The sequence below is a fragment of the Micromonospora sp. GCM10011541 genome (assembly GCF_042650725.1).
Taxonomy (GTDB): domain Bacteria; phylum Actinomycetota; class Actinomycetes; order Mycobacteriales; family Micromonosporaceae; genus Micromonospora; species Micromonospora sicca.
Window position 1 is genome coordinate 41416 of the sequence record NZ_JBHSBP010000065.1, and the last position, 25534, is coordinate 66949.

Here is a 25534-nt window from a genome sequence, read left to right on the forward strand (position 1 = left end):
CCCGACCGGGGTGCGCCACCCACCGCGCCGAGTCAGCGTGCCGCCGGGACCGGCGACACCGGGGCGTCCCAGTCGATGACGTAACGCTGCTCGGGGCCGAGCGTCTTCTCCGGGTTCATCGCGGTCTTCATCAGCAGCGGCATCAGCAGCGGCATCAGCGCCCGGGCCACCGGGCCGGGGGCCTTGGCCTGGTTGATCCGCGCCGCCCGCGCGGCGATCTTCTCGACCCGATCCCGGCGCAGGCGTTCGTAGGCGGCGAACGCGGACGGGGCGTCGGGCAGGTCGCGCAGGCAGCGGGCCAGCTGCACCGCGCTCTCGATCGCCAGCGAGGCGCCCTGACCCGAACTGTTGGAGGGCGCGTGCGCCGCGTCGCCCACCAGCACCATGCGGCCCCGGTGCCAGTGCCGGACCGGCGGCATGATGTGCATCGAGCCCACCGCCCGCAGGTCGTCGTCGCTGCTGGTCAGCATCAGCTGGCGGCCCGGGTCGTCGTCCGCGTACGCGTCGCGCAGCGTCCGCAGCCACTCGGCCGGCGGCACCGCACGGGCCTCGGCGAGGCTCATCGGCCGGACCTGCGGCAGATTGGCGCCCCAGCGGGTGCCACCGCCCGGCTCGGGCCAGTAGAGGTAGTAGGCCCGCCGGCCGAAGGCGAAGGTCATGGTGCCCGGCTCCACGTCGACCTCGTGCCGGGCCACCGCCTCGAAGCCGAGGAGGCCGGTGAACCGCGGCCCGGCGGTGTCCGGGTCGATCAGGGCGCGGACCGTCGACCGGATGCCGTCGGCTCCGATGAGGACGTCGGCGGTGGCCGTGTCGCCGTCGGCGAACCTGGCGGTGATGCCGGTCGCCGTCTCCCGGACGTCGACCAGACGCTTGCCGTACTCGATGATCACGCCCTCGGCCCGGGCGCGGTCGTGCAGCGCCTGGTGCAGTTCGTGGCGGTGCACCACCTGCAGCGGCGGCACGTCGTCCAGCCCCGGCATGTCGAGGTGCCGCCGGCCGACGGCCATCTCCATCCGGCGGATCGGGGTGGCGATGTCGGTCACCGCCGTGTCCGCGTCGACGAGGCGCAGGGCCGCGACGCCGTTGGGCGCGAGCGCGAGCGTGCCGCCGATGCCGTCGGCGGTGCCCGGGTACGCCTCTTGCACGGTGGCGGCGATGCCCGCGCGGCGCAGCGCCAACGCCGTCACGGGACCGGCGATGCCGCCGCCGATCACGATCGCTGTCTTCACTCTGGTCATGGTTCCCCTCCCAGGGGTCGTCGGTCGTCGTGCGTGGCGAACCGACCTGGAAGGGACCCGGCTATCCTCGTGGTTGCCGCTTCGGGCCGGGCACCTTCCAGGTGTGGTTCGAGGTAAGGGCCCCGGCGCGGTGTTGGCGCACCGTGCCGGGGCCGTCCGTCACTGCGTGGAGCGGCTCCTCTCCGCGGCGTCGCTCAGGTCGGCCGGGAGCTCGCCGGTCTCGTGGAAGGCCCGCCACTCGTCGATGCCCGGATAGGTGCCCGCGGTGAGTTCGGCCAGCAGGGCCCGGACCCAGGCCGCCTCCGCTTCCCGGATGGTCAGGTCGTACTCCGACTCCACCAGGAACAGCCGCGGTATCTGCCGCTGGTGCTCCGCCAGCGCGTCACGTCCGGCTCTGATCCCCTCTTCCAGCAGCTCCAGCCGCTGCCGCAACAGAGCCGTCGCCTCGTCGGGGTGCAGCGTTGCGAGCACCGACAGGCCGGCGCGGAACCGGGGGTGCTCCGGCGTCGGGATCGAGACCAGCTCGCGGGCCCAGTCGACCAGCTCCGCCCGCCCTGAGTCGGTGATCCGGTAGACGGTGCGCTCGGGGCGCCGGCCCTCCCGGATGCTCTCCACGGGCGCGATCAGCCCGTGCCGGTCCATGTTCCTGATGACCGTGTAGAAGGACCCCCACTTGATGTCCATGTCCTGGTCCTTGCCCCAGGACCGGAGCGTGGTGGCGATCTCGTACGGGTGCATGGGTCGCCGGACGAGTACCGACAGGACGGCCAGTGCCAGCAGGTTGCCGACCTTGCGCTGCTTGGGCATGTTGGCCTCCCCCCCATGCTCGCTGGCGATTACTTGTCGACGAATATACGGCCGGGAGGTCGGTTGGGGAAGCCCATTCCGTGGCCGTCCTGCTGCGCGGACGGCGGACGGGCCGGAACTGCCGGTGGGAGCGGTCGGCCTACGATCGCGGGGTGGAGGAAGACATCCGGCGGATCGGGATCATGGGCGGCACGTTCGACCCGATCCACCACGGGCACCTGGTCGCGGCCAGCGAGGTGGCGGACCGGTTCGAGCTGGACGAGGTGGTCTTCGTCCCCACCGGTCAGCCGTGGCAGAAGGTCGACGAGCCGGTCAGCCCGCCCGAGGACCGGTACCTGATGACGGTCATCGCCACCGCCTCCAACCCGCGGTTCCAGGTCAGCCGGGTGGACATCGACCGGGGCGGCCCGACCTACACCGTCGACACGCTGCGCGACCTGCAGGCCGAGTACGGCCCGAAGGTGCAGCTCTTCTTCATCACCGGCGCGGACGCGCTGGAGAAGATCCTCTCCTGGAAGGATCTCGACGAGATCTTCGAGCTGGCCCACTTCATCGGGGTGACCCGGCCGGGCTTCGAGTTGTCGGACAAGCACCTGCCCGCCGACACGGTGAGCCTGGTGCAGGTGCCGGCGATGGCGATCTCCTCCACCGACTGCCGCGCCCGGGTCGCCCGGGGCGAGCCGGTCTGGTACCTGGTGCCCGACGGTGTGGTGCAGTACATCGCCAAGCGGCGCCTCTACCAGCAGTGATGCCGCCCAGAATGTGAGCGTGTGTCCGCGTAATCGACCAGAACTGACAAGTCGTCGCCCGGCCGGGTGTGAGAGGCTTGGAGGGTCGCACGGTTGATCGAAGGAGAACGGTGACAGTTTCCGAACGCGCTCACGAGCTGGCGATGGCCGCCGCCCAGGCCGCGGCCGACAAGAAGGCGCAGGACATCGTCATCATCGACGTGGGCGACCAGCTCGCCATCACCGACGCGTTCGTCCTCGCCGCGGCCCCCAACGAGCGTCAGGTGCTGGCCATCGTCGACGCCATCGAGGAGCGCCTGCTCGAGCTGCCGGAGAAGGCCAAGCCGGTCCGGCGCGAGGGCGAGCGGGGCGGCCGCTGGGTGCTGCTCGACTACGTCGACATCGTGGTGCACGTCCAGCACACCGAGGAGCGCGAGTTCTACGCCCTCGACCGGCTCTGGAAGGACTGCCCGCAGATCCCGTTCGTGGACCGGGACCTCGTCGACGCCGACACCACCACCGGCGCCGCCGCCGCGGAATGACCCGCCTGATCATCTGGCGGCACGGCAACACCGACTGGAACGCCGCCAGCCGGGTCCAGGGGCAGACCGACATACCCCTCAACGACCTCGGCCGGGAGCAGGCCCGCGCCGCCGCCCCGGTGCTCGCCGGGCTGCGCCCGGACGCCATCGTCGCCAGCGACCTGCGCCGCGCCGCGGACACCGCCGCCGCGCTCGCCGCGCTGACCGGGCTGCCGGTCCGCGCCGACGCCCGGCTGCGGGAGCGGCACTTCGGCGACTGGCAGGGCCTCGCCCTCACCGAGGTCGCCGAGCGGTTCCCCGAGGAGTACGCCCGCTGGCGCGCCGGCGACCCAGACCCGGGCTCCGGGATCGAGAGCCTCCACGACCTGGGCAAGCGGATCGGCGCCGCCTTCCAGGACGCGGCCGACCTCGCCGTCGGCGGCACCGTGGTGGTGACCACTCACGGCGGCGGCGCCCGGCAGGGCGTCGGGCACCTGCTCGGCTGGGACCACGCGGTGCTGCGCAGCGTCGGCTCCCTGTCCAACTGCCACTGGACCGAGCTGCGCCACGACGATGTCCGGGGCTGGCACCTGCGCGCCCACAATGTCGGCCTGATCACGCAGCCGGCGCTGACCGAGGCGGTCTGACCGAACGGCCCCGGCACGCCGCGACGACATCGGCTAGCGTGCCGGGCATGCCCGTCGCGGTCGTCACCGACTCCACCGCCTACCTCCCGCCCGAGCTGGTGCGCGCGCACCGGCTCACCGTCGTCCCGCTGACCGTCGTGCTCAACGGGGCCGAGGGGTTGGAGGGGGTGGAGACCTCCCCGGCCGACGCCACCCGGGCGCTGGGCGGGCGGCGGGTCTCGGTGAGCACCTCCCGGCCGTCGCCGGAGCAGTTCGCCCAGGTCTACCGTTCGCTGCTCGCCGGGGGCGCCGACGGGGTCGTCTCGGTGCACCTCTCCGCCGAACTCTCCGGCACGGTGGAGGCGGCCCGGCTGGCCGCCGCCGAGGTCGGCGACCGGGTCGCGGTGGTCGACAGCCGTTCCACCGGAATGGGTCTCGGCTTCCCGGTGCTCGCCGCCGCCGCGGCCGCCGCGCGCGGCGCCGACCTCGCCGCCGTACGGCAGGCCGCGCTGGACGCGGTCGACCGGACCACCATCTTCTTCTACGTCGACACGCTGGAGTTCCTGCGGCGGGGTGGCCGGATCAATGCCGCCGAGGCGCTGTTCGGCACCGCCCTGTCGGTGAAGCCGATCATGCACATGCCGGACGGCGCGATCGTGGTGAAGGACAAGGTGCGCACCGCCAGCCGGGGCGTGGCCCGCCTGATCGACCTGGCGGTCGAGGCGGCCGGCGACGCCGAGGTGGACCTCGGCGTGCACCACCTCGCCGCACCGCAGCGCGCCGAACAACTGGTCGCGGCGCTGACCGACCGGCTCGGCGACCGCCTCCACGACACGTACGTCTCCGAGGCCGGCGCGGTGGTCGCCGCGCACGCCGGACCGGGCCTGGCCTGCGTGGTGATCCACCGCCGACCCGGGCCGGACGCGTCGCCCGAGGGGTGACCGTGTCCTACGTGGTGACCGGCGGGGGCCGGGGCGTCGGCCGGGCGATCGTGGCCCGGCTGGCCGCCGACGACGGCACCGTGGTCGTCGTCGAACGGGACCCGGACGCGCTGGCCTGGCTGGCGGCACATCCCGCCGCGCGGCGACTGCTCCCGGTGGTCGGGGACGCCGCCGACGAGCGGGTCACCGGGCGGGCCGCCGACCTCGCGGAGCGCGCCGCCCCGCTGGCCGGTTGGGTCAACAACGCGGCGGTCTTCCGGGACGCGGCCCTGCACGACACCCCCGCCGCAGAGGTGTACGACCTGATCGGCCTGAACCTGCGCCCGGCCGTGGTGGGCGCCGCCACCGCGCCGGTTCCTGGCCGCCGGCACCGGCGGCGCCATCGTGAACGTCTCCTCCCACCAGGCCCGCCGGCCGGTGCCCGGCGCCCTGCCGTACGCGACCGCGAAGGCCGCCGTCGAGGGGCTGACCCGCGCGCTGGCCGTCGAGTACGGGCATCGTGGGATCCGGACCAACGCGGTCGCCCTCGGCTCGATCGCCACCGAGCGGCACGCGGAGTTCCTCGCCCGGCAGGAGCCGGCCGAGGCGGACCGGGTAGCGGCGGAGCTGGCCCGGTTGCACCCGGTGGGCCGGATCGGCCATACCGGGGAGGTGGCGGACGCCGTGGCGTTCCTGCTGTCGCCGCAGGCCGGCTTCGTCAACGGGGTGACCCTGCCGGTGGACGGCGGCCGGGCGGTGCTCGGCCTCGACCCGGAAGCCCGGTGAGCCCCGCGTCCGGCTGGTACCACATCGCCGCATGATCAGGGCCTTGTCCACAGGAGATGCTTTCGTCCACAGGGGCGCGCGCTGGCCTGACCGACGCCGCCTGCCCGCCCTAGCCTCGCGTCGTGTCAGATGACCAGGAGAGCCGGGTGCGGCAGCGGCTGTCCCGCCTGTTCGACCCGTCGCCGACGGCCACGGCCGACCCGCCGCTGACGGCCACGGCCGACCCGCCGCTGACGGTCACGGCCGACCCGTCGCCGGGCTCGCCGATGCCCGCCGACCACCCCGCCACCGGTCCCGACCCGACCGCTCACCCCCACCCTCGGCCGGTCGATCCGGCGGCCGCGATCGATCCCGACTGGCCGACGTTCGACTTGCTTCCCCCGAGCCGGTCCGAACGGCCCCTGCCGGACCCGTTCCCCGAACCGGTCCCGGCCATCGGATCGGAGGAGTCGCCCGGTGCGGTCCTGCTGGAGCTGCGCGGAGCGTCGAACGCCGGCCCGCGCCGCCGGTCCGCCCCGCGCCGGTCCGCCCCACCCCAGGTCGCCGTCGGGAATCAGTTCATCCTCTCCCCGGCCCCGGAGCGGCTCGCCTCGTCCCCGGTCGTCGACGGAGGCGACGAGGAACCCGAGCGCCGAGCCTCGCTGCTACCCGGCCCGGGCGCCTTCGACCCCGGGCGACGCGGAGTGCGGGCCCTGGCCGCCGTCGCCCTGGTCGTGGTGCTCGGTGCCGCACTCTGGGCCTGGCGGTCCCGGCCGCACGCCGAGCCCGTCCGGCCGGTGTCGACGATCGCCGCGCCGGACGAGCCGTCCCCGGCCGGCTCGTCCGGCGCGGCGAACGGCCAACTCGTGGTCGCGGTCGCCGGCAAGGTGCGCCGCCCCGGCCTGGTCCGGGTGCCGGCAGGCTCCCGGGTCGCCGACGCCGTCGAGGCGGCCGGGGGCGCGCTGCCCGGCGTCGACGTGGCCCTGCTCAACCCGGCGCGCAAGGTCATCGACGGGGAGCTGATCCTGGTCGGCGTCGCCGCCCCGCCCGGCCCCGCCGGCCAGCCTCCGGCCGGTGGAGCGGCGGGGCCGGCCGCCGCCGGGCCGGCACCCGGGGGTCCCGTCAACCTCAACACCGCCACCCTGGCCCAGCTCGACGCCCTGCCCGGGGTCGGCCCGGTGCTCGCCCAGCGGATCCTCACCCACCGGGAGCAGCACGGCGGCTTCCGGTCGGTGGCGGACCTGCGCCAGGTCGAGGGCATCGGCGACGCCCGGTATGAGCAGCTCAAGGACCTGGTGACGGTGTGACCGCCCGCCGGAACGCCGCCCCGGAGCCGGCGGTCGTCGGGGCGGAGGAGAGCGTCCCGGACCTGAGGTTGGCCGGGCTGGCCGTCGCCGCGTGGCTCGCCGCGCTGGCCGGACTGCACCTCACCGCAGCGGTGACGACCGCGCTGGCCGCCGTCGCCGCCATGCTCGCCGCCCTCCTCGCCGGCCACCTGCTCGGCTTCCTCGGGCGCCCGGCCGCTCCGGTCCGCCGGCACGGCTGGGTGGTCGTCGCCGTACTGATCGGAGTGGTCTGCGGGGCGAGCGCCACCGCCGCCCGCCTGATGGTCCGCGATGCGGCCCCGATCCGGGCGCTGGTGGACGAGCGGGCCCTGGTCACGGCGGAACTGGTCGTCCGCGACGACCCGCGGCCCGTCCGGGGCGCCGCCGGCCGGCCGGCGACCCTCCTGGTCCGGGCCGACCTCGAACGCCTGGCCGCTCGGGACGGGCGGCGGGTGGCCGGACCCGTCCGTGGCCTGGTGCTGGCCGCCGACCCGGCCTGGCGGGGGCTGCTGCCGGGGCAGCGGGTGGGCGCGCAGGGTCGGTTGGCCGCGCCGCGTGGCGGCGACCTGACCGCCGCGGTCCTCACCGTGACCGGCCCGCCCACCCCGCACGGCCCGCCGCCGTGGCTCCAGCGCGCGGCCGGCACGCTCCGCGCGGGCCTGCAACGCGCCTGCGAGCCGCTGCCGGACGAGCCGGGCGGTCTGCTGCCCGGGCTGGTCGTCGGGGACACCAGCCGACTGATGCCCGCCGTCGAGGCGGACTTCCGGGCCACCGGCATGACCCACCTCAACGCGGTCTCCGGCTCGAACGTCGCCATCGTGGTCGGCGCGGTGCTGCTGCTCGCCCGCTGGGCCCGGGCCGGTCCCCGGGCGGCCGTCCTGGCGTGCGCGTTGGCCCTGATCGGCTTCGTCATCCTGGTCCGACCGTCGCCGAGCGTGGTCCGGGCCGCCACCATGGGGGCGATCGGCCTGGCCGCGCTCGCCGCCGGCCGGCCCCGGGCCGCGCTGCCCGCTCTCTGCACCGCGGTCGCGGTGCTGGTGCTGGTCGACCCGGAGCTGGCCGGCGACGCCGGCTTCACCCTCTCCGTGTGCGCCACCGCCGGGCTGCTGCTGCTCGCCCCCGGCTGGCGGGACGCACTGCGCCGGCGGGGCGTACCGGTGGGGCTGGCCGAGGCGCTGGCGGTGCCGGCGGCCGCCCAGCTCACCTGCGGCCCGGTGGTCGCCGGCATCTCCGGGACGGTCAGCCTGGTCGCCGTGCCCGCCAACCTGCTGGCGGTGCCGGCCATCGCACCGGCCACCGTGCTCGGCGTCGCCGCCGCCGTGGTGTCGCCGGTCTGGCCGGCCGGAGCCGAGTTCTCCGCCTGGTTGGCGAGCTGGCCGGCCCGCTGGCTGGTGACCGTGGCCGGCCACGGGGCGGGGCTGCCCGCCGGGACCCTGCCCTGGCCGGGCGGGGTGACCGGGGCCCTGCTGCTGGCCGGGCTCACCGTGGCGCTGCTGCTCGCCACCCGACGGCCGCTGGTCCGGCGGCTCGTCGCGGTGTGCGCCGTCGCGGTGGTGCTCGGCACGCTGCCCGTCCGGCTGCTGGCCGGCGGCTGGCCGCCGCCCGGCTGGGTGCTGGTGGCCTGCGCGGTGGGGCAGGGCGACGCGTTGGTGCTGCCGGTCGCCGCCGGTCGGGCGGTGGTCGTCGACGCCGGGCCCGGCCCGGCCGGTGTGGACGGCTGCCTGCGCCGACTCGGCGTACGCGAGGTGCCGCTGCTGGTGGTCAGCCACTTCCACGCCGACCACGTCGGCGGGGTCGCCGGGGTGTTCCGGGGCCGCCGGGTGGCGGGTGTGCTGACCCCACAGTGGTCGGAGCCGGCCTTCGGGGTGTACCAGGTACGCGTCGCCGCGCTGGGCGGTGCGGCGAGCCTGCGTACCGCGCCGGTGGGCTGGAGCTGGCGGGCGGGGGGAGTGGCGCTGGTCGCGCTCGGCCCGCCGTACCCGCTGCGGGGCAGCCGGTCGGATCCCAACTCCGACCGGGCGTGTCTCTCCCGTCCGCCCTGTCCGTCTAGCGCAGGTCACGGCCACCCGGAAGCCTCGCGGCCGTCCGTCCTGACCGCGCCGTCCGTCTTGATCCATTGGGTCAAGTGACAAGGCTGTGAGATCTCCGGGGCCGATCCGATGGCAACTGCGCTGGTCACGACCAGGGCAGGGGAGCCGTTCACCACGGAAGGTCTGACCAGTGCCCGAACTACTCGCCGGGCTCGACGCCCGCAGCCCGGCAGATCCGCCGGACGGTCTCGCGGGTGTAGACGTTCTCTATCGCGTCGAGGATGTCGACCTGGCGCATGCCGGCTCGCGCTCTGGCGACGATCGCATCGGCCAGCGGCCCGCGCGCGGCGTTGACCGCCCGTCCGGCTTCCTCGCGTCGCAGCTTCGCGGCAGCGAGGGCTTCCTTGGCTTCGGACTCTTCGGCGAGCGCGTCCCGGTACGCCCGCGCGGCCTGTGTCAACTGGTCGTCCATGTGTGGCATGGTCCCACGCGACGCTCGGCAACATCAATTCGGCCGTATGGCCTACTACCGTTGACAGCGATGCCACATGCAACTAGGCTTGTGGCATACAAGGCGGGCCCCGGAGAGCGACTCCACTCGCTACCGAGGCCCTTGACCGAACACCTGCCAACACAGGGAGTCCGATCCGCCATGCACGCTATCAGCGCGCTCAGCCGCCCCGGCGACAGCATCGCCTACACCGCCGGCCGCACCACCATCACCCTCCAGTACGTCCGCGACGGCGCGTACACGGTCACCGTCTACCAGGGCACGTACCGGGTTGAGGACCAGTGCGGCAGCTACACCACCGAGCCGATCGCCCGCAGCGTCGCCCACCTCTACGCCGAACTGGCCAAGGCCGAGGCCGACGCGGAGGGCAGCGCGGCGCCGGTCGCCTCCCTCCCCGCCGTCGCCCTGCAGGGCAGCCACCGCCAGGTGCGCCCGACGATGGCCGGCGCGCAGCTCGCCGACGTGACCGACCCCCAGCACCGGGCGCTCGCCACCGCGGTGGCGTTCGGTCGGGTCACCCGCGGCGGCGGCACCTACCAGGAGTCGGTGGCCACGCTGCGGGCGCTCGCCCGCAAGGGCCTGGTGCGGCTGCACATGCGGCCCGGCCGCCGCTACGACATCGACCACGCCACCCTCACCGCCGCCGGCGAGCGGGAGCTGGCCCGGCTGGACGCCGAGGCGACCCGCCGGGAGCAGCGCAACGACCAGCTGGCCACCCTCGCGGCCTGACGTCCCCCGCCGGCCGGGGGCGTCACCTCGAGGTCACGCCCCCGGTCCGGCTTCCTTCCCACCGTCCCGCAGCAATAGGCGGGCCTCCGGCACCGCACCGCGAAGCACCTGCCGGAGGCCCAAGATCGGGAAAGGACCCGACCGATGACCATCATGGCATCCGCACCTGTCCCCGCCAGCAACCGTCTCATCGACGCGGACACCGTGCGCTTCGGCGCCCGCAACAGCCGCGCCTACGGCCCCATCCCGGAGAAGGCGCTCACCGACGACGTCCGCTGGTCGATGCAGCTCATGACCGACCTGCGCACCATCAACGACCCGCAGGTGACGGCCGAGCTGGACCAGCTGCTCACCACCCCGCCGCCGCTGTGCGACCTGGGCGACCGGGTGTCGGAGATCTTCCTCCGGTACGGGCAGCGGCTCATCAACGGCGACACCACCCCGCTGATCCGACGCGTCGGCTACTCCACCCCGCCGCTCTGCCAGCTGTCGTGGTGCGTGAAGTGCGTCAGCCCCGACCCGGGCGTCGTCGACCACTACAGCAAGCCGTGGGAGGGCACCGACGAGTTCGACGGCGCCACGTGGTCGGGCGTCGTGACGCAGCGGTACGAGCAGGGGCACCCGACCCCGGCTGTGATCGACTTCGAGTCGGCGGGCACCTTCGGGTCGCTGGCCGCGCTCGCTGCGGACATGCTCGCGGCCGACGCTCTCGCCACGCGGATCAACAACGCCGACGCGACGGGAACGGCCGTGAGCTCCTGCCCGTACTGGTGCGACCAGCAGTGCCGGAGCCTCGGCGACGGATCGTCGCGGCTGCACACCAGCCCGGCCACCACGATCACCGACACCGTCGACGGGGACACGTCCGTCGTGTCGGTCAGCCTGCAGCGCCTCGACGAGGACGGCGAGGCCGGCCAGGCGGCGGTGATCGTCGAGACGGTCAGCGGCCCCGGGGACCTGGGACCGGACGCCACGACCGCGCTGATCCACGCGCTGATCAAGGCGAACGCCGCGGTGATCGCCGACCGCGCCCAGATCGCCGGCCGCTGATGGACGCCGTCCAGCACCCGACGTGGTGCGTACCGAACTTGTGCACGGTTGCGGTGCGGCCCCACGGCACCCACCGCAGCGACCGGGAGGAGATCCGTGACGGCCTGTTCGCCAGCCTGGGGCAGCCCCAGGGCGGCCGGCCCGGGATCGAGGTCGAGCAGTGGGACCCGACGGAGCCGGCCGCGGACAACCCGACCGACGTGATCGAGCTGGGCCTGGACGACGCCGTGCGGCTGTCGGGCGCCCTGGCCCGCCTCGTTGTCGCCGGAGGTGCCCGATGAGCCGGCAGACGGCCGCCGACCGGCGGTTCGAGCGCAGGGGACGCGTCGCCAAGCTCCGGCACGCCGTCGACAAGATGGCGCAGCGACAGGCGCTGTCCGAGTTCAACAACGGCATGTGGTCCGGCCTCGGCGACCAGGACAAGTCGCAGCGGTACTGGCGGGCGGCGCGGCGGCAGCGCAAGGCCTTCTGGCGTCTGCTGGACGCCCTCGAAGCGGAGGCGGCCCGATGACCGCGCCGGCGATGACCGCAGCCGTATGCCCGCCGTGGTGCGCCAGCGACTGCCGGGACTGGGCCGAGGGCGCCCAGCACCACGCGTCCACCTTCGCCGACGTCCAGGCCGTCAGCCACGTCGACGGGCCGGTCACGCTCTCCGTGTCCGCGACCCGCGTCGACCGGCCCGGCCAGGACCCGGCGCCGTCGGTGAACCTGCTGATCGGCCCGGACGGGCGGATCAGCATGGACGACCTGGCGCTCACCCCCGAGCATGCGCGGCAGCTCGCCGCGGCGCTGCTCACGGCCGCCGACAACGCCGCGCCGCTGCCGCTGCGCGACCTCGAGGCGGTGGACCGGTGAGCCGCGCACCCGCCCTGCGCATGCCCCGCCGCCTCCGCAGGGCGTTCGACGGGCTGACGGTCACCCAGCAGCAGGTGGTGGTGCTGTACGGCGTCGACCACCAGCCGGCCAAGGTGACCGCCCACAAGCTGGGCATGCCCGCCGCGGCCGTGCGCCCGATCTTCACCGCCGCATGCCAGGCGATGGCGCAGAGCGGCGGTGCCCGGTGAGCCGCTACCAGACCATCCGCCGCCGGCCGGCCGGCCCTCTCACCGCCGAGGTGCTGGTGCGGCTGCTCGCCGAGCTCGGCGAGCAGCCGCCCCGGCGGACCCCCCGTCCGTACACCCGTACCGCCCCCGTTGGAGGTGCCCGCCATGGCCGCGTTCGTTGACCGCCTGGTGAAGCGCACGGTGCTGCTCTGCGCTGCGCTCGCCGGCCTGGCCTTCATGGCCAACCACCACGACCACCCGTGCACCGGTGCCAGCGTCGGCGCCGGCGGCATGTGCGTCTCGACCAGCTGGGCCGGAGGTGCCCGATGAGGTGGCTGCTGCTGATCATCCCCGGCGGCACGGCCGCCATGACCGTCCCGTTCCTGATCGCCCGCGCCCTGGTGCGCCGCGACACCACCGCCACGTTCGAGGCGTCGGTGGTGGGTGAGCTGCAGGTGCTCGCCGCCGACGCCAACCACCAGCCCCGAAGGGAGCTGACCCGATGACCGAGCACGGGGAGCGGCCGGCCGAGCCGGGCGAGGTGTGCACGTGCGGCCGGCCCGCCGGCGGCCGGTTCGGCGACACGGGCTACTGCGGCCGGCCGGACGGTGGCCAGCGCGGGCCGTGCCCGTTCTGCGGCGGCCCGCGCCACGTGGGCGAGCGGTGCCCGCGCTACCAGGTGCGCCCGGAGCGGGCGCCCGACGACCTGACCGGAGGTACCGACCGATGACCGCACGCAGCAAGATCCTCAACGCCGTCCAGAGCGGCATCCTGTGGGGCCTGCCGATCGCGTTGACCGCGCTCGCGGTCGCCTGGACCCTCGTGGCCGTCGGTGGGCTGCTGGCCACGCAGGCGCCCGCGTGGGTCGCCTACAGCGCCGGTGGCCTGTTCGACCTGGTGTGGGTGTCCGCGATGCTCCACGAGCGGGCGCACCGCCGGTCCGCGTCCGTCTCCCGCACGCCGACCCTTCTCGGTTGGGTGCTGCTGGCCGTGTCCGTCGCCGCTGTGCTCGTTCACGGCCTGGCCGCCACCACCGTTCCCATCGCCGTCATCGGGGCGGTGATCCCCGTGCTCGGCAAACTGACCCTGCAGATGGCCATGTCGACGGCCAGCGTGCGGATCACCCCCGACGCGCAGCGGAAGGTCGACATGGTCCGTTCCCGCGGCCGGGACGCCGTCGCCGTGGCGCGGGCCGTCGACGAGGTGAAGGCCGTCGGTGAAGCTGTGGGCGCCGAGCACACGGCCCGGGAGTACCGGTCCCGCGTCAAGGCGCACGCCGAGGTTGACGACGCCCGCCGGGCGTACGAGTCGGCGCTGAAGGACCAGGCCGCCGACATCGCCGGCGCCGCCCCCGTGTCAGCCCTGCCGAGCTTCGGGCTGATCTCCGACGACGACATTCGGACCCTGCTCGACTCGCTGACTGTTCCGTCCATCACCGCAGGTGGCACGCCTTCCGGCACGGTCGTGGCGCAGGCGGAAGACGGCTACGGCACGCCCGACGACAAGGCCCTGCAGCTGCTGGCCGCCGAGGTGTACACCGCCGCCGAGGTCGACGAGAACCCGCCGAGCCTGCGGGAGTTCCGTCGCCGGATGCGTGAGGCGCTGACCGCGCGCCGGTGGAAGGCGTCGACCGCGCTGGTCGACCAGCTGTACCGGCACGAGAAGACGCTGCGCACCGGACCGGAGGGTGCGAAGTGAGCGTCGTCGCCGCCGTCCTCGCGGCCGTGTCCGTGGCCGCCAACCTGACCGGGCACACCACCACCGCCATCGTCACCGGGCTCGGTGCGGCGGCGGCCGGTGTCGCCTTCCACGTGCGCCGCAGGCGGGAGAACGCCCGATGAGCCACGAGCCGAAGCGCACCCGCAAGCCCTGGTCGACCAGCCCAGACGTGTTCAAGTCCGCCGGCCGCGGCAGCTTCACCGGCTCGGCGAAGGCCGGGCGCACCTGGGGCGTGAGCGAGAAGCGCCCGTTCACCGGCACCCGACCCACCAACCGCAAGGAGAGCTGACCCATGGGCCTGCTCAACCGGAAGCCGAACCCCGCCGACGTCCCGCCGGCAGACGGGCACAAGATGCGCGGCGGCTGCTCGTCGTGTGACATGCGTGGCCCGAAGCGCGACACGTTCAACCAGGCCAACAAGGACGCCGTCGACCACGCCAAGCGGATGCACGGCGGCAAGTTCGTGGGCGGCTACATCGAGAGCACGGACTGACGTGGCCGAGAACGACTGCACCGCGTGCCCCGAGCTGCTGATGCGGCTCGGGGCCGCGGCCGGCGGCCTGCGGGCCCTGGCCGCGTTCATCGAGTCCGAGATGGTCGAGCCGACCATGCACCGATCCGAGCTGCTCGGCGTGCTCGCCGTGCGCGCCGCGAATCTCGCCGACCAGGCGGAAGGACGGTAACTGACATGACCACTCTCCCGATGGAGTACGACGACGAGCGGCACGTCATCGAGGCCGACCAGCGCGGCGGGCCGGTTGACGCGCCAGACCGCAAGGCCACGTTCGCCGACGTCGTCAGCCGCGACGAGCAGACCCGCCCGATCGTGCCCGCGGTGCTGCGCTCGCCGGAAGGCAGGCGGGCGCTGGTGCGCTGGTCCGCCCGCTACGGCGCCAACCGCGCGCTCTACCACGTGACCCGCTCCCCGAAGTACGGGGTGAAGGTCGCCGCCTACGCACCCCGCGGCATGTGGCGGGCCGGCACGGCGGTGCTGTGGTGGGCCGCCGGCGGCCGGGAGAACTTCCACCTCCGGCAGGAGGCAGCCAACAAGAACGACCCCCACACCTGGCAGTCCCTCAACCGGACCCGGGCGAAGGAGTCCTCGGCCCGCTGGTGGGTCGTCGGCGCCGGCCTGGTGCTGCTGCTGGCGGCGCTCATCGGCGCCGAGCTGGCCGGGATGCCGCCGGTCGGCTGGTGGGCCGCCGTCGTCGGCATGGTCTTGGTCGCCGCCCGCCTCGGCCGGCCGGCGGACAAGCCGATCGTCGACCGGGTGACCACCGGACAGCGGTTCACCAAGCTCACCGCCGAGATGGTCCGCAACGCCGTCGTCGCCCTGTCGATCGGCGTGAAGGAGCCCGGCCAGCTCACGTTCCCGCCGCCCGGCATCCACAAGGACGGGCCTGGCTGGCTGGCCCGGTTCAACCTCCCCGGCGCCATCGTGGCCACCACGCTGCTGGAGAAGCGCGACAACCTCGCCGCCGCGCTGCGCCTCCCGGTCGACCAGGTGTGGCCGGAGGTTGGCCCGGACCACCCCGGACAGGTGGACCTGTGGGTCGGCTACCAGCCGTCGAGCAAGATGGGTCAGCCGCGCTGGGCCTTGGCGGCGGACAACGCCCGCACCAGCGTCTTCGAGGCGCAGCCGTTCGCCACCGACGCCCGGCAGCGGCCCCTGTCGACGGTGCTGTTCGCCCGGAACTTCCTCATCGGCGGTCAGCCCGGCTCCGGCAAGTCCTACGCCGCGCGGACGCTGCTCACCATCGCGATGCTGGACCCCACGGTCGAGCTGAAGGTGGCCGAGTTCAAGGGCGTCGGTGACTTCCTCGACATGTCGCCGCTGTGCTCCACCTACGTGGTGGGCGTCGACGACGAGGCGTTCGAGACGGGCAGCGACATCATCACCTGGGCCCTGGCCGAGTGTGAGCGGCGCGGCAAGCGGATCCTCGAGGCGAAGAAGCGCGGCGAGGCACCCGAGGGCAAGGTGACGCCCGAGCTGGCCGCCAAGCGCGGCTCGGGGCTGCACCCGGTGTTCATCCTGCTCGACGAGGTGCACGAGCTGTTCGCCGCCGTGCCGGGCGCCGCCGCGGCGTGCGAGCGGGCCATCAAGCGGGGCCGCGCGCTGGGCATCATCTTCTGCCTGGCCACGCAGATCCCCGACAAGGACAGCCTGCCGCCGAACATCACCCGCTGCATCACCACCCGCTGGTGCCTGTCCGTGCTCGGCCAGGTGGAGAACGACATGATCCTGGGCACCGGGGCGTACAAGCGCGGGTTCACCGGCACCGTCTACCGGCCGGGTGTCGACGCCGGGTGGGGCGTCATGGTCGGTGTGGACAAGCCGGGCAGCGCGCGGTCGTTCTTCCCAAAGCCGGAGGTGACCGCGGCGATCGTCGCTCGCGCCGGGCAGCTGCGCGGCCAGGTGGTGGGCGAGGACGTCGAGCGGGTCGAGGCCCGGGACATGCTCGCCGACGCCCGCGCGGTGCTGCGGCCCGGTGAGGCTGGCGTGCCGTGGGCGGTCCTCGCCGAGCGGCTCGCCGAGCTGGCGCCGGAGATGTACGCCGGCTACACCGCCGACATGGTGCGCGAGTCCCTGGCCCGGTACGGCGTCGACTCGATGGACGTGAAGGTCGGCCGGAAGAACCTGAAGGGCGCCCGGCGCACGTCGCTGGACGCCGCGCAGCAGCGCCGCGAGATCGAAGCCGAGTAGGTCGCGTGGCCGGTCGCGGGACGGATCATGGTCGCGGAAGTGCGACCACCCCCGCGACCGGCCCCTACCAGCGCAAACACCTGTTGGTCGCGTGGTCGCGGCACCCCCGCCGAGGCCCGGAAATCCGTCTCTGGAGGCACTTGATGAGAGGCACTCTCACCGCGACCGGCATCGTGCTGGCCGTCCTGCTGGCCTACGCGCTGTCGTGCATCATCCGACCGTTCCGCGACTGCTGGGTGTGCGACGGGCAGGGCCACTTCCGCAGCAAGTCCAACCGCAAGCTGTCCCGCCCGTGCTTCTGGTGCCACCGCACCGGGAAGCGGCTGCGCATCGGTCGGCGGCTGTGGAACCGAGCGCGCCGGCTGCACCGCGCGGCAAACTGACAACCCGAGCTGACAGGAGAAACGAGTGACCAACTGGACGCACCACCGCGCGCGTCTCGCCAACGCCACCATGCGCGGTGACGAGCAAGCCGCCGACGAAGCCCGCCGCGACCTGCGCGCCGCCAAGCTCGAGGTGGCCATCCGCGCGGCCGTCGACGCCGCCCCGCCGCTCACCGAAGACCAGCGCCGCCACCTAGCCGCCCCTGCTGCTGCCGGCCGCCCACGTCGTCCCAGAGCAGGACAGGCCGGTCACCCGTTGGGAGGTAGAGGAAGCGGTGTGCTCGTCCGACCTGGAACCAACTGCCCGGCAGATCATGATGACGCTGCTCACCGAAGCCAACGTCAGTACCGCCGTCGTCCCGCCCGAGCGCTCGCCCTCGCTGACCACGCTCGCCGCCATGACTGGCTACTCCCGATCGACGGTCGCCGACTGGCTGAACGCGCTCGAGGATGCGGGCTGGGTCAAGCGGGACCGGCAATCGCCAGGCAGCCGCAACCCGACCTCTTACACCCTCCTGGTCGGCTCACCGACGGCAGCGAAACGCGACGGCAACACCGACGACAGGCCGGCGCGCAGCCTGCCGTCATGAACGGCGAACGGCCCGCCAGGCTCACCACCTGGCCGACCATTCCGTCTCGCCTTATCCGCCGGCTCGGCCGCGCACAGGCTCCAGATGACCGGCCCGAGTCCACAGACCGCCGACGATCCGATACTCCACGACGGGTTTGACCATGTCGAGCAACGACGGGGGAATCTGCATGTCCCCATCCGGATACTCCAGCGGCTTGGCGAACTTCCACCCGAAGCCGTGCGACTCGCCCGGTCCGATGCTCGCGGTGAAGTCATCCCCCCTGACAGCCCCCGCGGCGCTGTCAGCGAACATGATCCGCACTTCGGTGATCGGCTCCCGGCTGTAGTTCGTCACCGTTACCGCCGCGCCCCCCACCGCCTGGATGCTGCCGTACGCGTTGCTCAACAACTCGTCAGGTATGGCCGTGATGACGACGCAGCGGGCCAGAGCCTTGTCTCCATCGCGTCGCTCTAGCCGCCGGGATCGGGCCTCCCACAGCAACCCCGCACCGGTGACGGCAAATGCGGCGACGGTGCCGATTGCTTGGAGCCAGTCGGTCACATTGGGCGTACTCACGCCAGCCAGGTTAGGGCCTGCGCTCTACTCCCTGGTGGTGCATCGTTCGGGCTAATCGATCGCCTTGTACTTGTGCTGACATGGTCTGATCGTGCCCGTCTCGGCGTAGACCCACAATCGCGGGGTGAGCTCGCCGACCGGTTCAGGGACGCTGGACGAAGGCACTCAACACCCGCTCCCCGCACGTCCGCCAGAACCGCGAACTGCGCGCCTGGGTCCAGGCGCCATGACCCGCGCGGACGCCATCACCTCAGCCGGCACCGCGATCGCCGACGGCCTCGCCATGCGTGACGCCCTGCCCGCACGGCAGGCGGCCGAACTGGCATGGACGCCGACCGGCCCGTCCGTCGACGAGCTGGAGCAGCAGATCCGGGAGATGCGGGCCGACGTCCCGGTCAATGAGCCGACGCGGCGGGCGCTACAGCCAGGCGGGGTGAGGGCACCAACGGGTAGTGGGCGAGTGTCACCGCCAACCTCGAGATCGCCCGGGCACAGTTCGACGTCCGACGCATGCGGCGACAAGTTCGGCGACGGGCCTTGGCTCTAATAGGCGAGGGCATCCCTTCACCACGCGTCGGTCCTCCATCGGCCACCGCCTGACGTATCTTGGGCGCATGGACGAGCAGTCCACGACCAGTCCCGTAGGCGCGTTCTTGGCCGAGCTCGCTCGCCGCGGCATCGTCATTGCGGAGGACGAACTCGCGCGGGCGCGTGCGAAGGTAGCCGCAGCGCCCGTTGCTTGGCTACCAGATTCGCCCGAGCTCGCCGCCTTCCGGGAAGCCTCACGACAAGCCGCTGCGGCCTGGTTGGCCGGGGATGGGACCCCGGCGCCGGGAAAGCCCGTGCGCCCCGACCTGGCCAGGGGAGCGGATGCATGACGGAGACGAACCCGCGCGTCTACCACGTGGTGGTGACCCGCAGCGGCGGAGACCTGTGCGCCGACGTGCCCGAACTGCCGGGCGTACACACCTTCGCGAAAGACGAAGCGACCCTGGACGTCTACGTGCGCGAGGCCATTGCACTGTTCCTCGACCTGCCAATGGGCGGCGAAGCCGCGCTTCGGGTTGTCTACAGCCAGGCGAGTGACGGCACCGACGAGTAGCTGGTTGCGCGGCTAGAGCGGCTGGTCAGCGAATCGCAACTTTGCTATAGTCGGTAGGTGTCATGGCCAGTGGTCTACCACCCCGACGCCGATACCGAGCTTCGGGCACTACCGACAACCGAACAGGTAGCAATCGGGCACGCTGTTGAGAAGCTGGAAAGCCAAGGACCCAACCTCGGGCACCCGCATTCAAGCGCTGTCAAGATCGCCCACAACCTGCGTGAACTTCGCCCCCGAGGTGGCCGATGCCGGTGGCGGGCGTTCTACCGACAAGTGGGGCCCGCATTCGTCATCGGCGCGATTGGGCCCGAAGCCAACGTCAACCAGCGAAAATTCAGCCGGGCCGTAGCCGCCGCCGAGCAGAGGATCAACGACGTAAGGGACGAGTGATGAAGCTATCCGATCTGAAAACCGCGCAGCAAGTCATCGAGGAACGCCGCCAAGATCCGGCGTTCCGCGCAGAGTGGGACCGGACAGCATTCGCCCGCGACGTGGCCCTCCGCATCGTTCGGTACCGCACCGAGAACAACCTGACGCAGACCGCCCTCGCACGCATGGTCGGCATGACCCAGTCCGTCATCGCGCGGCTGGAGTCCGGCGACCAGCCGCCGTCTATCCCCACGCTAGCCAAGCTGTCCAAGGGCACAGGCATGGAGTTCGACGTGAAAATCACACGCGGTTCCGTCGAGTTCGTAGCCGCATAAGCCCCGTGAGCCTTTCTGGAGAAGACCACCCGTGTCGAACTATCCGTACGTTGCCAAGAGGCGCATCGACGCGCTGATCAAGTCACTGACCGCGCTCGTTGCCAGCGACCCGGAGCAGCAGGTACAAGGCTTCGCCGTTCCCGTCGTCGCTGCCGCGTTGGACGACGTCAAGCAGGCGGTCCCTCATGATCCCGTCGTGCGGTCCCTCGTCGACCTGATGTCCGCAGACGCGATCGGCAGCGGGGAACCTATCCGTGCCGCCGACATGCTGGTCATCGCCGAACAGATCAACGCGGCGATCGGACGTCGACCCATGGTCGTCGGATAGGGCGGCTGCGGTTCGGCCGGCGGATGTGGGAACGCGCCCGGCGCACCGCCCGGGAGGCGCGCTGACAGGCTGTCGCCTGTGCGACACCGCCACGCGTCCGCCCGCCGGTACCGTGCCCGGATGATTCGCCTCCCCCGAGCCCTCATCACCGTCACTCTGTTCGCGGCAACTCTGACCGCATGTTCAAGCGGCAACGAACCGGCCGGATCCCCCAGCCGCACGACTGCCGCGCCCGCCGCCTCCACCGTGGCGCCGTCGACGGCTACAACCGAACCGATCACCGATGAGACGACGATCCGGAAGCTGTGCGACAACATTGCCAACCTCGGCAACGAGTTCAAGTACGACGCAGCCGCGAGCCTGGCCGTCGGGAAGCAGGCCGAACGGGTGGCGGACCCGGGGTTCTCGCTGGCCGGCCGAGATCTGGTGAAGGCGGCAGGGGCGGCCAGCGCAGCCCCCGGCCCGGACACGAATATCGACATCGCTCAAGCGCAGCTTGCTGTGCTCGACGTGTGCGGCAAGCTCTACGGAGACGGCCCCTGGTCGTAGGGATGTCGAACGGCCCGCCAGGATCGCGCCTGGCGGGCCGTTCGCCGTTGCGGGGTCAGTTCTTGCGGCCCACCCGAGCGCGGGCGTCCATCTGCCGAAGCAGGCCCTGCAGCTCGCCGAGGGTGAGCCGGTGCTGGCCGCCGCTCACGTTGAGGGTGTTGTTCACCGTCGTCGTGTCGCCGCCGGATCCGCCGGCCGGCACGTACCGGCCGCCGTACCAGCCGGCGCCGATCGCCAGGAGGCGCTCTCCGCGGGCCTGGTCGCCCAACCTCGGCACGAACAGCTCCCCGCCCGTGCCCCGCTCGGCGAAGCCGTACAACGTCGACCCCGGCCGCCACAGGCTGGCCTCCGACAGCGCCATCGGCCCGTACACGCCGCCGGCCAGGTTCGGGGCGAGCACCGCCTTGCCGTACTGCGCGATCAGCGAGTCGATGAGTCCCTTGCCTGCCCCGGCGCCGCCCAGAGCGGCCCGCAGCCGGCCGATGTACGACTCGTACACCCCCGAGGCGGTCTTGCGGTTCCCTGTCTGCTCCAGCACCGCCTGAGCGGCGTCCTGCGCGGCTTTCAGGTAGCCGAACAGCTCGGTCAGGTTCTCCCGGCCGGTGGCGTCCTTGATGTCGAACACCGGCTTGGTGAGGCTGAAGTGGTCGACCAGGCCGGCGAGGGCGTCCTCTGCGCGGATCCGGCCTTCGGTCGCGGCGATGTTCCGCGACGACCCGACCGGCGTCGCCGGCGCGGGCAGGTCGTAGGACGGGCGGCCCAGCTGCCGGGTCAGCGCGGCGATCGTCGACGCGGACACCTTCTGCTGCGCGAGCGCCCGGCGCAGGGCGGCGATGTGCGCGTCGTAGGCGGCGTTCGCGGCCTTCACCGACCCCGTCTCCGCGTATTTGGCCTGCGCGGCGTCCTCGGCGGCGCGGGCGGCCGCGATGAGCGTCGAGTAGTTCTCGCGGCCCTTGGCGGTGGACAGGCTGAAGCTGCGGCCGTTCTCCTTCAGGCTGGCGTTCAGCCGGGAGAGCGCGTCGCGGGCGTCGATGTACGCGGCGGTCGAGTCCAGTGCGCTGCCGCGCGTCCTGGTCGACGTCGACGACGACGGCGCGTACGACACAAGCCCGGCCGCCGCGGCGGTGATCCCACCCCGCGCCATCGGCATGAACATCCCGCCGTACCACGACGCGGCGATCGCGAGCAGCGCCCGCCCCCGGGCCATGTCGATGCCCCGCCGGGGCAGGAACAGCTCCCCGCCGGTCTCCCGCTCGGCGAACTGGTAGAGCGGCGGGTTGCTGGCCGGGTAGATGTCCGGCCGCACCAGCCCCACCGCTGCGGCGATCGGCCGCCCGTACGGCACCGACACGCCACCGTGGGCTCGGATCAGCGTGCCGGAGCCCGTCCCGCCGGTGACCCGCTGGCCGTCCCGGGTGATGGTCTTTTGGACGACCGTCAGCGTCACCGTCTTGCCTTGCAACCGGTCGATCAGGTTCTGCGCCTCCCGGAGCTTCTTCTTGGCCTCGTCGGTCTTCGCGTCGACGACCACCCACTTGCCGTTAGGCAGCTTCTTCAGCTCAAAACCCGCCTCGCGGAGCTTCCGGCGGCCCTCTTCGGTCTTCGCCGCGTAGAGCACTGTTTTGCCGTTGGGGAGCTTCCCAATGGTGATGCCCATGTCCTGGAGCTTGGCGATCGCCGCCTCGGTCTTCGCGTCGACCTTGACGTCCTTGTCGGGAATCTTGAAGATTTCGTTCGCGAGGGCCGTCGCCGCGGCCGCGCTGCCGGTCATCTCGGTGGCCAGGGCGATGAACCGGTCCCGGGCGGCGTTGAGGATCGGCACACCGGCGGCGGTGTTGTCGGTCCGCTTGACCTCAGCGTCGGCCGCGGCGACCGCGGCGTCCTTGATGCCGATCAGGGCGGTCAGGCTTTCGCGGCCCGCCTTCGTCCCCCGGTCGATTTCGTTGGTGCCCTTCTTCGTCACCCGCCCGTACTTGTCGACAACCTCGGCGGCGTCGTCGTATGCCTGCTCCAGCCGGATCTGCCCCTCAAGGGCGGAGGTGTTCTTGCCGTTGATCAGGTCCATCGTGTTGGCGAGGTCCTTACCGGCCAGAGCCGCCTCGCGGAAGCTGCCGCCGAGCAGCTTCGCCCGCTCGCTGTTGGCGGTGAACCCCTGCGCGCCGGTCTCGTTCGCCTCCCTCAGCCGTTGCAGCTCGGCGGTCGACGTCGGCAGCAGCTTGGCGAAGTCCTGCATGTCCATGCCGGAGGCGTTGAAGACCCGGTTCCACACCTCCTGCGCGGTGGTGACGTCGCCGGTGGTGCGGGCGTACTCGGTCAGGGCCGCGTCGAGCGTCTTCATCTTCTCGGTGTTGCCGGTCACCGACGCGTCGACGAGCCACTCGCTGATGCTCTGCATCGCGGGGACGGCCCCCTCGATCCCCCGCGACAGGTTGTTGAGCCAGGTGTCCGACGCGTCTTTCGCCACACCCCCCACCCACTCGAGGTCCTTGCCGAAAAGCCGGGTCATCTCGCCGCCGAGCTTCCCCTTCGCCGCGAAGTCCTCCAGCGCCCGGCCGACCGCATCGACATCGGGCGCGGCCCCGTTGAACTGGTCGAGCACATCGCCGAGGACCTGAAGCCCGACCAGGGCAACCGTGGCCTTCCCAGCGCCGGCGGCGGCGCTGCGCAACCCGCGCCCGGCCCGCTCGCCGGCCTTCCCGGTCTTGCCGAGCGAGGTCGCGGCCCGGTCGGCTGCGCCCTGCACCAGGGCGAGCGCCTTGGACAGCTTGCCGAACACGACGGCGCCGGCGATCGCCACCAGGATCGTCGACTGGAACACGTCGGGCAGCCCCTGGAACAGGCCGAAAACCACCTGCAGCACCCGGGAGCCGGCCGCGAGCACGTCGAACATGGTGCGCAGCGCGTCGGCGGTCGCCGGATCGGCGAGGGCGTCCCGGGCGATCGCCCCCAGCGGGCCCAGCACGTCCTGGAGCCCCTCGTACGCGGTGGTGAGGGTGTGCACGATTCCGGCGACATCCGCCGCACCGCGGCCGCTGGCCAGGTACGCCTCCAGCGACGCCCGGGTGTCGGCGAGGCTGCCGTTCTGCTTCTGGACCTCGGTGACCACCATCCCGGTCAGCCGGAGCACGCCCTCGGCGATGGCCATGAAGTCGCCAGCGCCCTTCGCCCCGCGGGCGAAGAACTCCTCGAGGGAGCCGGACCGGGCGGCCCGGTCGACCGCGGCGTTGAACTGGTCCAGGCTGGTGACCAAGCTGTGGCCGAATGCGCGGGCGAGCGGGTCGGCACTCTCGACCAGGGTCCCGACCGTCCGCACGGTCGCGGGGATCCGCGCGTTGAGCATGTCGAACAGCCAGTCAGCGCTGCGCGTCGCACTGTTGAACGCGCCGATGAAATGCGGATCCGCCACGCTGGCGGTGATCTGGTCGAAGGTGTCACCCCAGTTGTCGGCGAGGGCGTTCAGCCCGCCCCGCACCTGAGGCAACACCTGCGTGGCCAGGATGCGGAGGTCTTGGGCGGCGTTCTTCAACGTCCGGTCCTGGAAGCCCTGCTGGACCCCGGACAGCGTCGGCTGCAGCGCCTTGATCTCGAACACCAGCGCGCGGGCGTTCTTGCCGAGCCCGGCGAACGGGTCGTCGCTTTTGAGGACCTCCCCGGCGGTTTTCCCAACCCCGGCGAGGCTGGCGGCCAGCACACCGCCGGACACGGCCGCGCCGGTCAGGATCGGCGGTAGCGCCGCGCCAGCCGTGGCAGTCGCGGTCAGCAAACCAGGCAGCACCTTCAGTGCGCCACCGGCGGCGCCGAGCGCGGCCACGCCGGCGGCCGTGTACTGCAACGCCCGCCCGGACCTCTGCCCCGCCATCTCGGCCCGGCGCGCCGAGCGGTCCAGCTCGTCACCAGCGGACCGCGAGGACCCGGCAAGGTCCCGCTGGGCGGCGGCGAGCCGCTTCGTCATCCGCTCGGCCTCGGTAGCGCCGATCGTGTAGTCCCGGGCGACCATCCGCAGCCGCACGGTCACATTCCGCTCAGTCATCGCCCCCACCCCCCTGCATCAGCGTGGTAGCCAGGTCGGCGGGCGGGCCGAGACGGTCGGCGACCGCCAGCAAGAACGGCAGCAGCTCCGCCCGCACCGCGCCGCGCTCCGCACCCGTCAGCCCGGTCAGGTCGAGCAGCGCGTCGACGTAGCTCGCCGGACGCTGGCCAGCGATCCAGCTCTCACACGACGGGCACAGCCAGTACAGATCCGCCGCGGGCATGACACCCGCCGGCTGGTCGCCGTCCGGCAGGCGCCACACCACATCGGCGTCGAGGCCGCGAGCAGTCCAACCATCCAGGTCGGCGGGCGGCTCCACGGCGCAAAACGTGCAGCCAGCGGGGTTCTCGGCGACCGCCTGCTCCAGTTGGGCGACAGCGTCAGCGATGGACATCAGGTTCCTTTCACCAAGAGGGGAAGCGAAGGAGCCGGCGGCGCGCCATGGGAAAACGCGCCGCCGGCGCCCACGGTGGGCGCAGGCGAGTCGTCGGGCCGAGAAAGGAGGGAAAACCCTCGTCGCCTTCGTGTCCGCTCCCCAGCGCATGTCGGCACGCCGGACGGTGACGTTCACGCC

Annotated in this window: 34 protein-coding genes and 2 pseudogenes; 30 read left to right on the top strand and 6 right to left on the bottom strand. The window is 72.7% G+C overall.

Annotated elements, in window-relative coordinates:
• Positions 1-32: 32 nt before the first annotated feature.
• Positions 33-1238 carry an FAD-dependent monooxygenase gene (locus tag ACFOYX_RS27125; protein WP_322440005.1) on the bottom strand — a complete coding sequence of 402 codons (1206 nt, stop codon included), beginning with the start codon at positions 1236-1238 and terminating at the stop codon, positions 33-35.
• A gap of 159 nt (positions 1239-1397) precedes the next feature.
• Complete coding sequence (locus ACFOYX_RS27130) at positions 1398-2045, bottom strand: PadR family transcriptional regulator (protein ID WP_109802059.1); 648 nt, start codon at positions 2043-2045, stop codon at positions 1398-1400.
• A gap of 152 nt (positions 2046-2197) precedes the next feature.
• Here ACFOYX_RS27130 and nadD point away from each other — a divergent pair, with 152 nt between their 5' ends.
• The 8 genes and pseudogenes from nadD to ACFOYX_RS27170 form a co-directional block, all read left to right on the top strand.
• Positions 2198-2794: a nicotinate-nucleotide adenylyltransferase gene (nadD, locus tag ACFOYX_RS27135; RefSeq protein WP_109802080.1), complete on the top strand. Its 597-nt coding sequence runs from the start codon at positions 2198-2200 to the stop codon at positions 2792-2794.
• A gap of 110 nt (positions 2795-2904) precedes the next feature.
• On the top strand, positions 2905-3315 hold the full coding sequence (gene rsfS, locus ACFOYX_RS27140; protein WP_109802058.1) for a ribosome silencing factor: 411 nt from the start codon (positions 2905-2907) through the stop codon (positions 3313-3315).
• Complete coding sequence (locus ACFOYX_RS27145) at positions 3312-3941, top strand: histidine phosphatase family protein (RefSeq protein ID WP_109802057.1); 630 nt, start codon at positions 3312-3314, stop codon at positions 3939-3941. Before rsfS ends, ACFOYX_RS27145 begins: the two co-directional genes overlap by 4 nt.
• A gap of 47 nt (positions 3942-3988) precedes the next feature.
• Entirely contained in the window at positions 3989-4861 is an 873-nt protein-coding gene (locus ACFOYX_RS27150) for a DegV family protein (protein WP_322440004.1), read from the top strand.
• Positions 4862-4911: 50 nt separating this feature from the next.
• Positions 4912-5145 (top strand): annotated as a pseudogene (locus tag ACFOYX_RS27155) (short-chain dehydrogenase); the annotation flags it as partial.
• A 100-nt stretch (positions 5146-5245) separates the two neighbouring features.
• The gene (locus ACFOYX_RS27160; protein ID WP_322440003.1) at positions 5246-5626 is read left to right on the top strand and encodes an SDR family oxidoreductase; all 381 of its coding nucleotides are present in this window, start codon (positions 5246-5248) and stop codon (positions 5624-5626) included.
• Between the two features lie 464 nt (positions 5627-6090).
• On the top strand, positions 6091-6912 hold the full coding sequence (locus ACFOYX_RS27165) for a helix-hairpin-helix domain-containing protein (protein ID WP_377534527.1): 822 nt from the start codon (positions 6091-6093) through the stop codon (positions 6910-6912).
• Positions 6909-8957 (top strand): annotated as a pseudogene (locus ACFOYX_RS27170) (ComEC/Rec2 family competence protein); the annotation flags it as partial. The gene ACFOYX_RS27165 and the pseudogene ACFOYX_RS27170, both read left to right, overlap by 4 nt.
• Positions 8958-9159: 202 nt before the next feature.
• Here ACFOYX_RS27170 and ACFOYX_RS27175 read toward each other — a convergent pair.
• Positions 9160-9432, bottom strand: a complete 273-nt coding sequence (locus tag ACFOYX_RS27175) for a hypothetical protein (protein WP_322440002.1) — start codon at positions 9430-9432, stop codon at positions 9160-9162.
• A 180-nt stretch (positions 9433-9612) separates the two neighbouring features.
• On the opposite strand from ACFOYX_RS27175, the gene ACFOYX_RS27180 reads away from it, so the two are divergent.
• From ACFOYX_RS27180 to ACFOYX_RS27260, 17 genes are all read left to right on the top strand, one after another.
• Entirely contained in the window at positions 9613-10200 is a 588-nt protein-coding gene (locus ACFOYX_RS27180) for a hypothetical protein (protein WP_322440001.1), read from the top strand.
• 144 nt (positions 10201-10344) lie between these two features.
• Positions 10345-11250, top strand: coding sequence for a DUF6907 domain-containing protein (locus ACFOYX_RS27185; RefSeq protein ID WP_322440000.1), 906 nt, complete (start codon positions 10345-10347; stop codon positions 11248-11250).
• Between the two features lie 53 nt (positions 11251-11303).
• The gene (locus ACFOYX_RS27190) at positions 11304-11531 is read left to right on the top strand and encodes a hypothetical protein (protein ID WP_322439999.1); all 228 of its coding nucleotides are present in this window, start codon (positions 11304-11306) and stop codon (positions 11529-11531) included.
• On the top strand, positions 11528-11761 hold the full coding sequence (locus ACFOYX_RS27195; protein WP_322439998.1) for a hypothetical protein: 234 nt from the start codon (positions 11528-11530) through the stop codon (positions 11759-11761). The genes ACFOYX_RS27190 and ACFOYX_RS27195 overlap by 4 nt, the downstream gene beginning before the upstream one ends.
• A gap of 11 nt (positions 11762-11772) precedes the next feature.
• Complete coding sequence (locus ACFOYX_RS27200) at positions 11773-12105, top strand: DUF6907 domain-containing protein (RefSeq protein ID WP_322439997.1); 333 nt, start codon at positions 11773-11775, stop codon at positions 12103-12105.
• Complete coding sequence (locus ACFOYX_RS27205) at positions 12102-12314, top strand: hypothetical protein (protein ID WP_322439996.1); 213 nt, start codon at positions 12102-12104, stop codon at positions 12312-12314. The genes ACFOYX_RS27200 and ACFOYX_RS27205 overlap by 4 nt, the downstream gene beginning before the upstream one ends.
• A gap of 144 nt (positions 12315-12458) precedes the next feature.
• Entirely contained in the window at positions 12459-12623 is a 165-nt protein-coding gene (locus ACFOYX_RS27210; RefSeq protein ID WP_322439995.1) for a hypothetical protein, read from the top strand.
• Positions 12620-12799 carry a hypothetical protein gene (locus tag ACFOYX_RS27215; protein ID WP_322439994.1) on the top strand — a complete coding sequence of 60 codons (180 nt, stop codon included), beginning with the start codon at positions 12620-12622 and terminating at the stop codon, positions 12797-12799. The genes ACFOYX_RS27210 and ACFOYX_RS27215 overlap by 4 nt, the downstream gene beginning before the upstream one ends.
• Positions 12796-13023 (top strand): hypothetical protein, encoded by a 228-nt coding sequence (locus ACFOYX_RS27220; RefSeq protein WP_322439993.1) that lies wholly within the window; start codon positions 12796-12798, stop codon positions 13021-13023. The genes ACFOYX_RS27215 and ACFOYX_RS27220 overlap by 4 nt, the downstream gene beginning before the upstream one ends.
• Positions 13020-13991 (top strand): hypothetical protein, encoded by a 972-nt coding sequence (locus ACFOYX_RS27225; RefSeq protein ID WP_322439992.1) that lies wholly within the window; start codon positions 13020-13022, stop codon positions 13989-13991. The genes ACFOYX_RS27220 and ACFOYX_RS27225 overlap by 4 nt, the downstream gene beginning before the upstream one ends.
• The gene (locus ACFOYX_RS27230; RefSeq protein WP_322439991.1) at positions 13988-14134 is read left to right on the top strand and encodes a hypothetical protein; all 147 of its coding nucleotides are present in this window, start codon (positions 13988-13990) and stop codon (positions 14132-14134) included. The genes ACFOYX_RS27225 and ACFOYX_RS27230 overlap by 4 nt, the downstream gene beginning before the upstream one ends.
• A complete protein-coding gene (locus ACFOYX_RS27235) occupies positions 14131-14301 on the top strand; it encodes a hypothetical protein (RefSeq protein ID WP_322439990.1) in 171 nt (56 codons plus the stop codon). Before ACFOYX_RS27230 ends, ACFOYX_RS27235 begins: the two co-directional genes overlap by 4 nt.
• Positions 14302-14304: 3 nt before the next feature.
• Positions 14305-14505, top strand: coding sequence for a hypothetical protein (locus tag ACFOYX_RS27240; RefSeq protein WP_322439989.1), 201 nt, complete (start codon positions 14305-14307; stop codon positions 14503-14505).
• A gap of 1 nt (position 14506) precedes the next feature.
• Positions 14507-14695 carry a hypothetical protein gene (locus ACFOYX_RS27245; RefSeq protein ID WP_322439988.1) on the top strand — a complete coding sequence of 63 codons (189 nt, stop codon included), beginning with the start codon at positions 14507-14509 and terminating at the stop codon, positions 14693-14695.
• A gap of 5 nt (positions 14696-14700) precedes the next feature.
• Positions 14701-16716 carry an FtsK/SpoIIIE domain-containing protein gene (locus ACFOYX_RS27250; RefSeq protein ID WP_322439987.1) on the top strand — a complete coding sequence of 672 codons (2016 nt, stop codon included), beginning with the start codon at positions 14701-14703 and terminating at the stop codon, positions 16714-16716.
• A gap of 143 nt (positions 16717-16859) precedes the next feature.
• Positions 16860-17099, top strand: a complete 240-nt coding sequence (locus ACFOYX_RS27255) for a hypothetical protein (protein ID WP_322439986.1) — start codon at positions 16860-16862, stop codon at positions 17097-17099.
• 314 nt (positions 17100-17413) lie between these two features.
• Positions 17414-17689, top strand: a complete 276-nt coding sequence (locus tag ACFOYX_RS27260; RefSeq protein ID WP_377534521.1) for a helix-turn-helix domain-containing protein — start codon at positions 17414-17416, stop codon at positions 17687-17689.
• A gap of 51 nt (positions 17690-17740) precedes the next feature.
• Here the strand turns inward: ACFOYX_RS27260 and ACFOYX_RS27265 are convergent, their stop codons facing one another.
• The gene (locus ACFOYX_RS27265; protein WP_322439984.1) at positions 17741-18247 is read right to left on the bottom strand and encodes a hypothetical protein; all 507 of its coding nucleotides are present in this window, start codon (positions 18245-18247) and stop codon (positions 17741-17743) included.
• Between the two features lie 874 nt (positions 18248-19121).
• On the opposite strand from ACFOYX_RS27265, the gene ACFOYX_RS27270 reads away from it, so the two are divergent.
• From ACFOYX_RS27270 to ACFOYX_RS27290, 5 genes are all read left to right on the top strand, one after another.
• Complete coding sequence (locus ACFOYX_RS27270) at positions 19122-19349, top strand: hypothetical protein (protein WP_322439983.1); 228 nt, start codon at positions 19122-19124, stop codon at positions 19347-19349.
• 69 nt (positions 19350-19418) lie between these two features.
• Positions 19419-19739, top strand: a complete 321-nt coding sequence (locus tag ACFOYX_RS27275) for a type II toxin-antitoxin system RelE/ParE family toxin (RefSeq protein ID WP_369292969.1) — start codon at positions 19419-19421, stop codon at positions 19737-19739.
• Entirely contained in the window at positions 19739-20053 is a 315-nt protein-coding gene (locus tag ACFOYX_RS27280) for a helix-turn-helix transcriptional regulator (RefSeq protein ID WP_322439982.1), read from the top strand. The genes ACFOYX_RS27275 and ACFOYX_RS27280 overlap by 1 nt, the downstream gene beginning before the upstream one ends.
• Positions 20054-20084: 31 nt before the next feature.
• Positions 20085-20381 carry a hypothetical protein gene (locus ACFOYX_RS27285; RefSeq protein ID WP_322439981.1) on the top strand — a complete coding sequence of 99 codons (297 nt, stop codon included), beginning with the start codon at positions 20085-20087 and terminating at the stop codon, positions 20379-20381.
• A gap of 120 nt (positions 20382-20501) precedes the next feature.
• The gene (locus tag ACFOYX_RS27290) at positions 20502-20930 is read left to right on the top strand and encodes a hypothetical protein (protein ID WP_322439980.1); all 429 of its coding nucleotides are present in this window, start codon (positions 20502-20504) and stop codon (positions 20928-20930) included.
• Between the two features lie 55 nt (positions 20931-20985).
• On the opposite strand, the gene ACFOYX_RS27295 is transcribed toward ACFOYX_RS27290, so the two are convergent.
• Together ACFOYX_RS27295 and ACFOYX_RS27300 are read right to left on the bottom strand one after the other, a co-directional pair.
• Positions 20986-24960: a hypothetical protein gene (locus ACFOYX_RS27295; RefSeq protein WP_322439979.1), complete on the bottom strand. Its 3975-nt coding sequence runs from the start codon at positions 24958-24960 to the stop codon at positions 20986-20988.
• The gene (locus ACFOYX_RS27300; protein ID WP_322439978.1) at positions 24953-25354 is read right to left on the bottom strand and encodes a hypothetical protein; all 402 of its coding nucleotides are present in this window, start codon (positions 25352-25354) and stop codon (positions 24953-24955) included. Before ACFOYX_RS27300 ends, ACFOYX_RS27295 begins: the two co-directional genes overlap by 8 nt.
• Positions 25355-25534 lie beyond the last annotated feature (180 nt).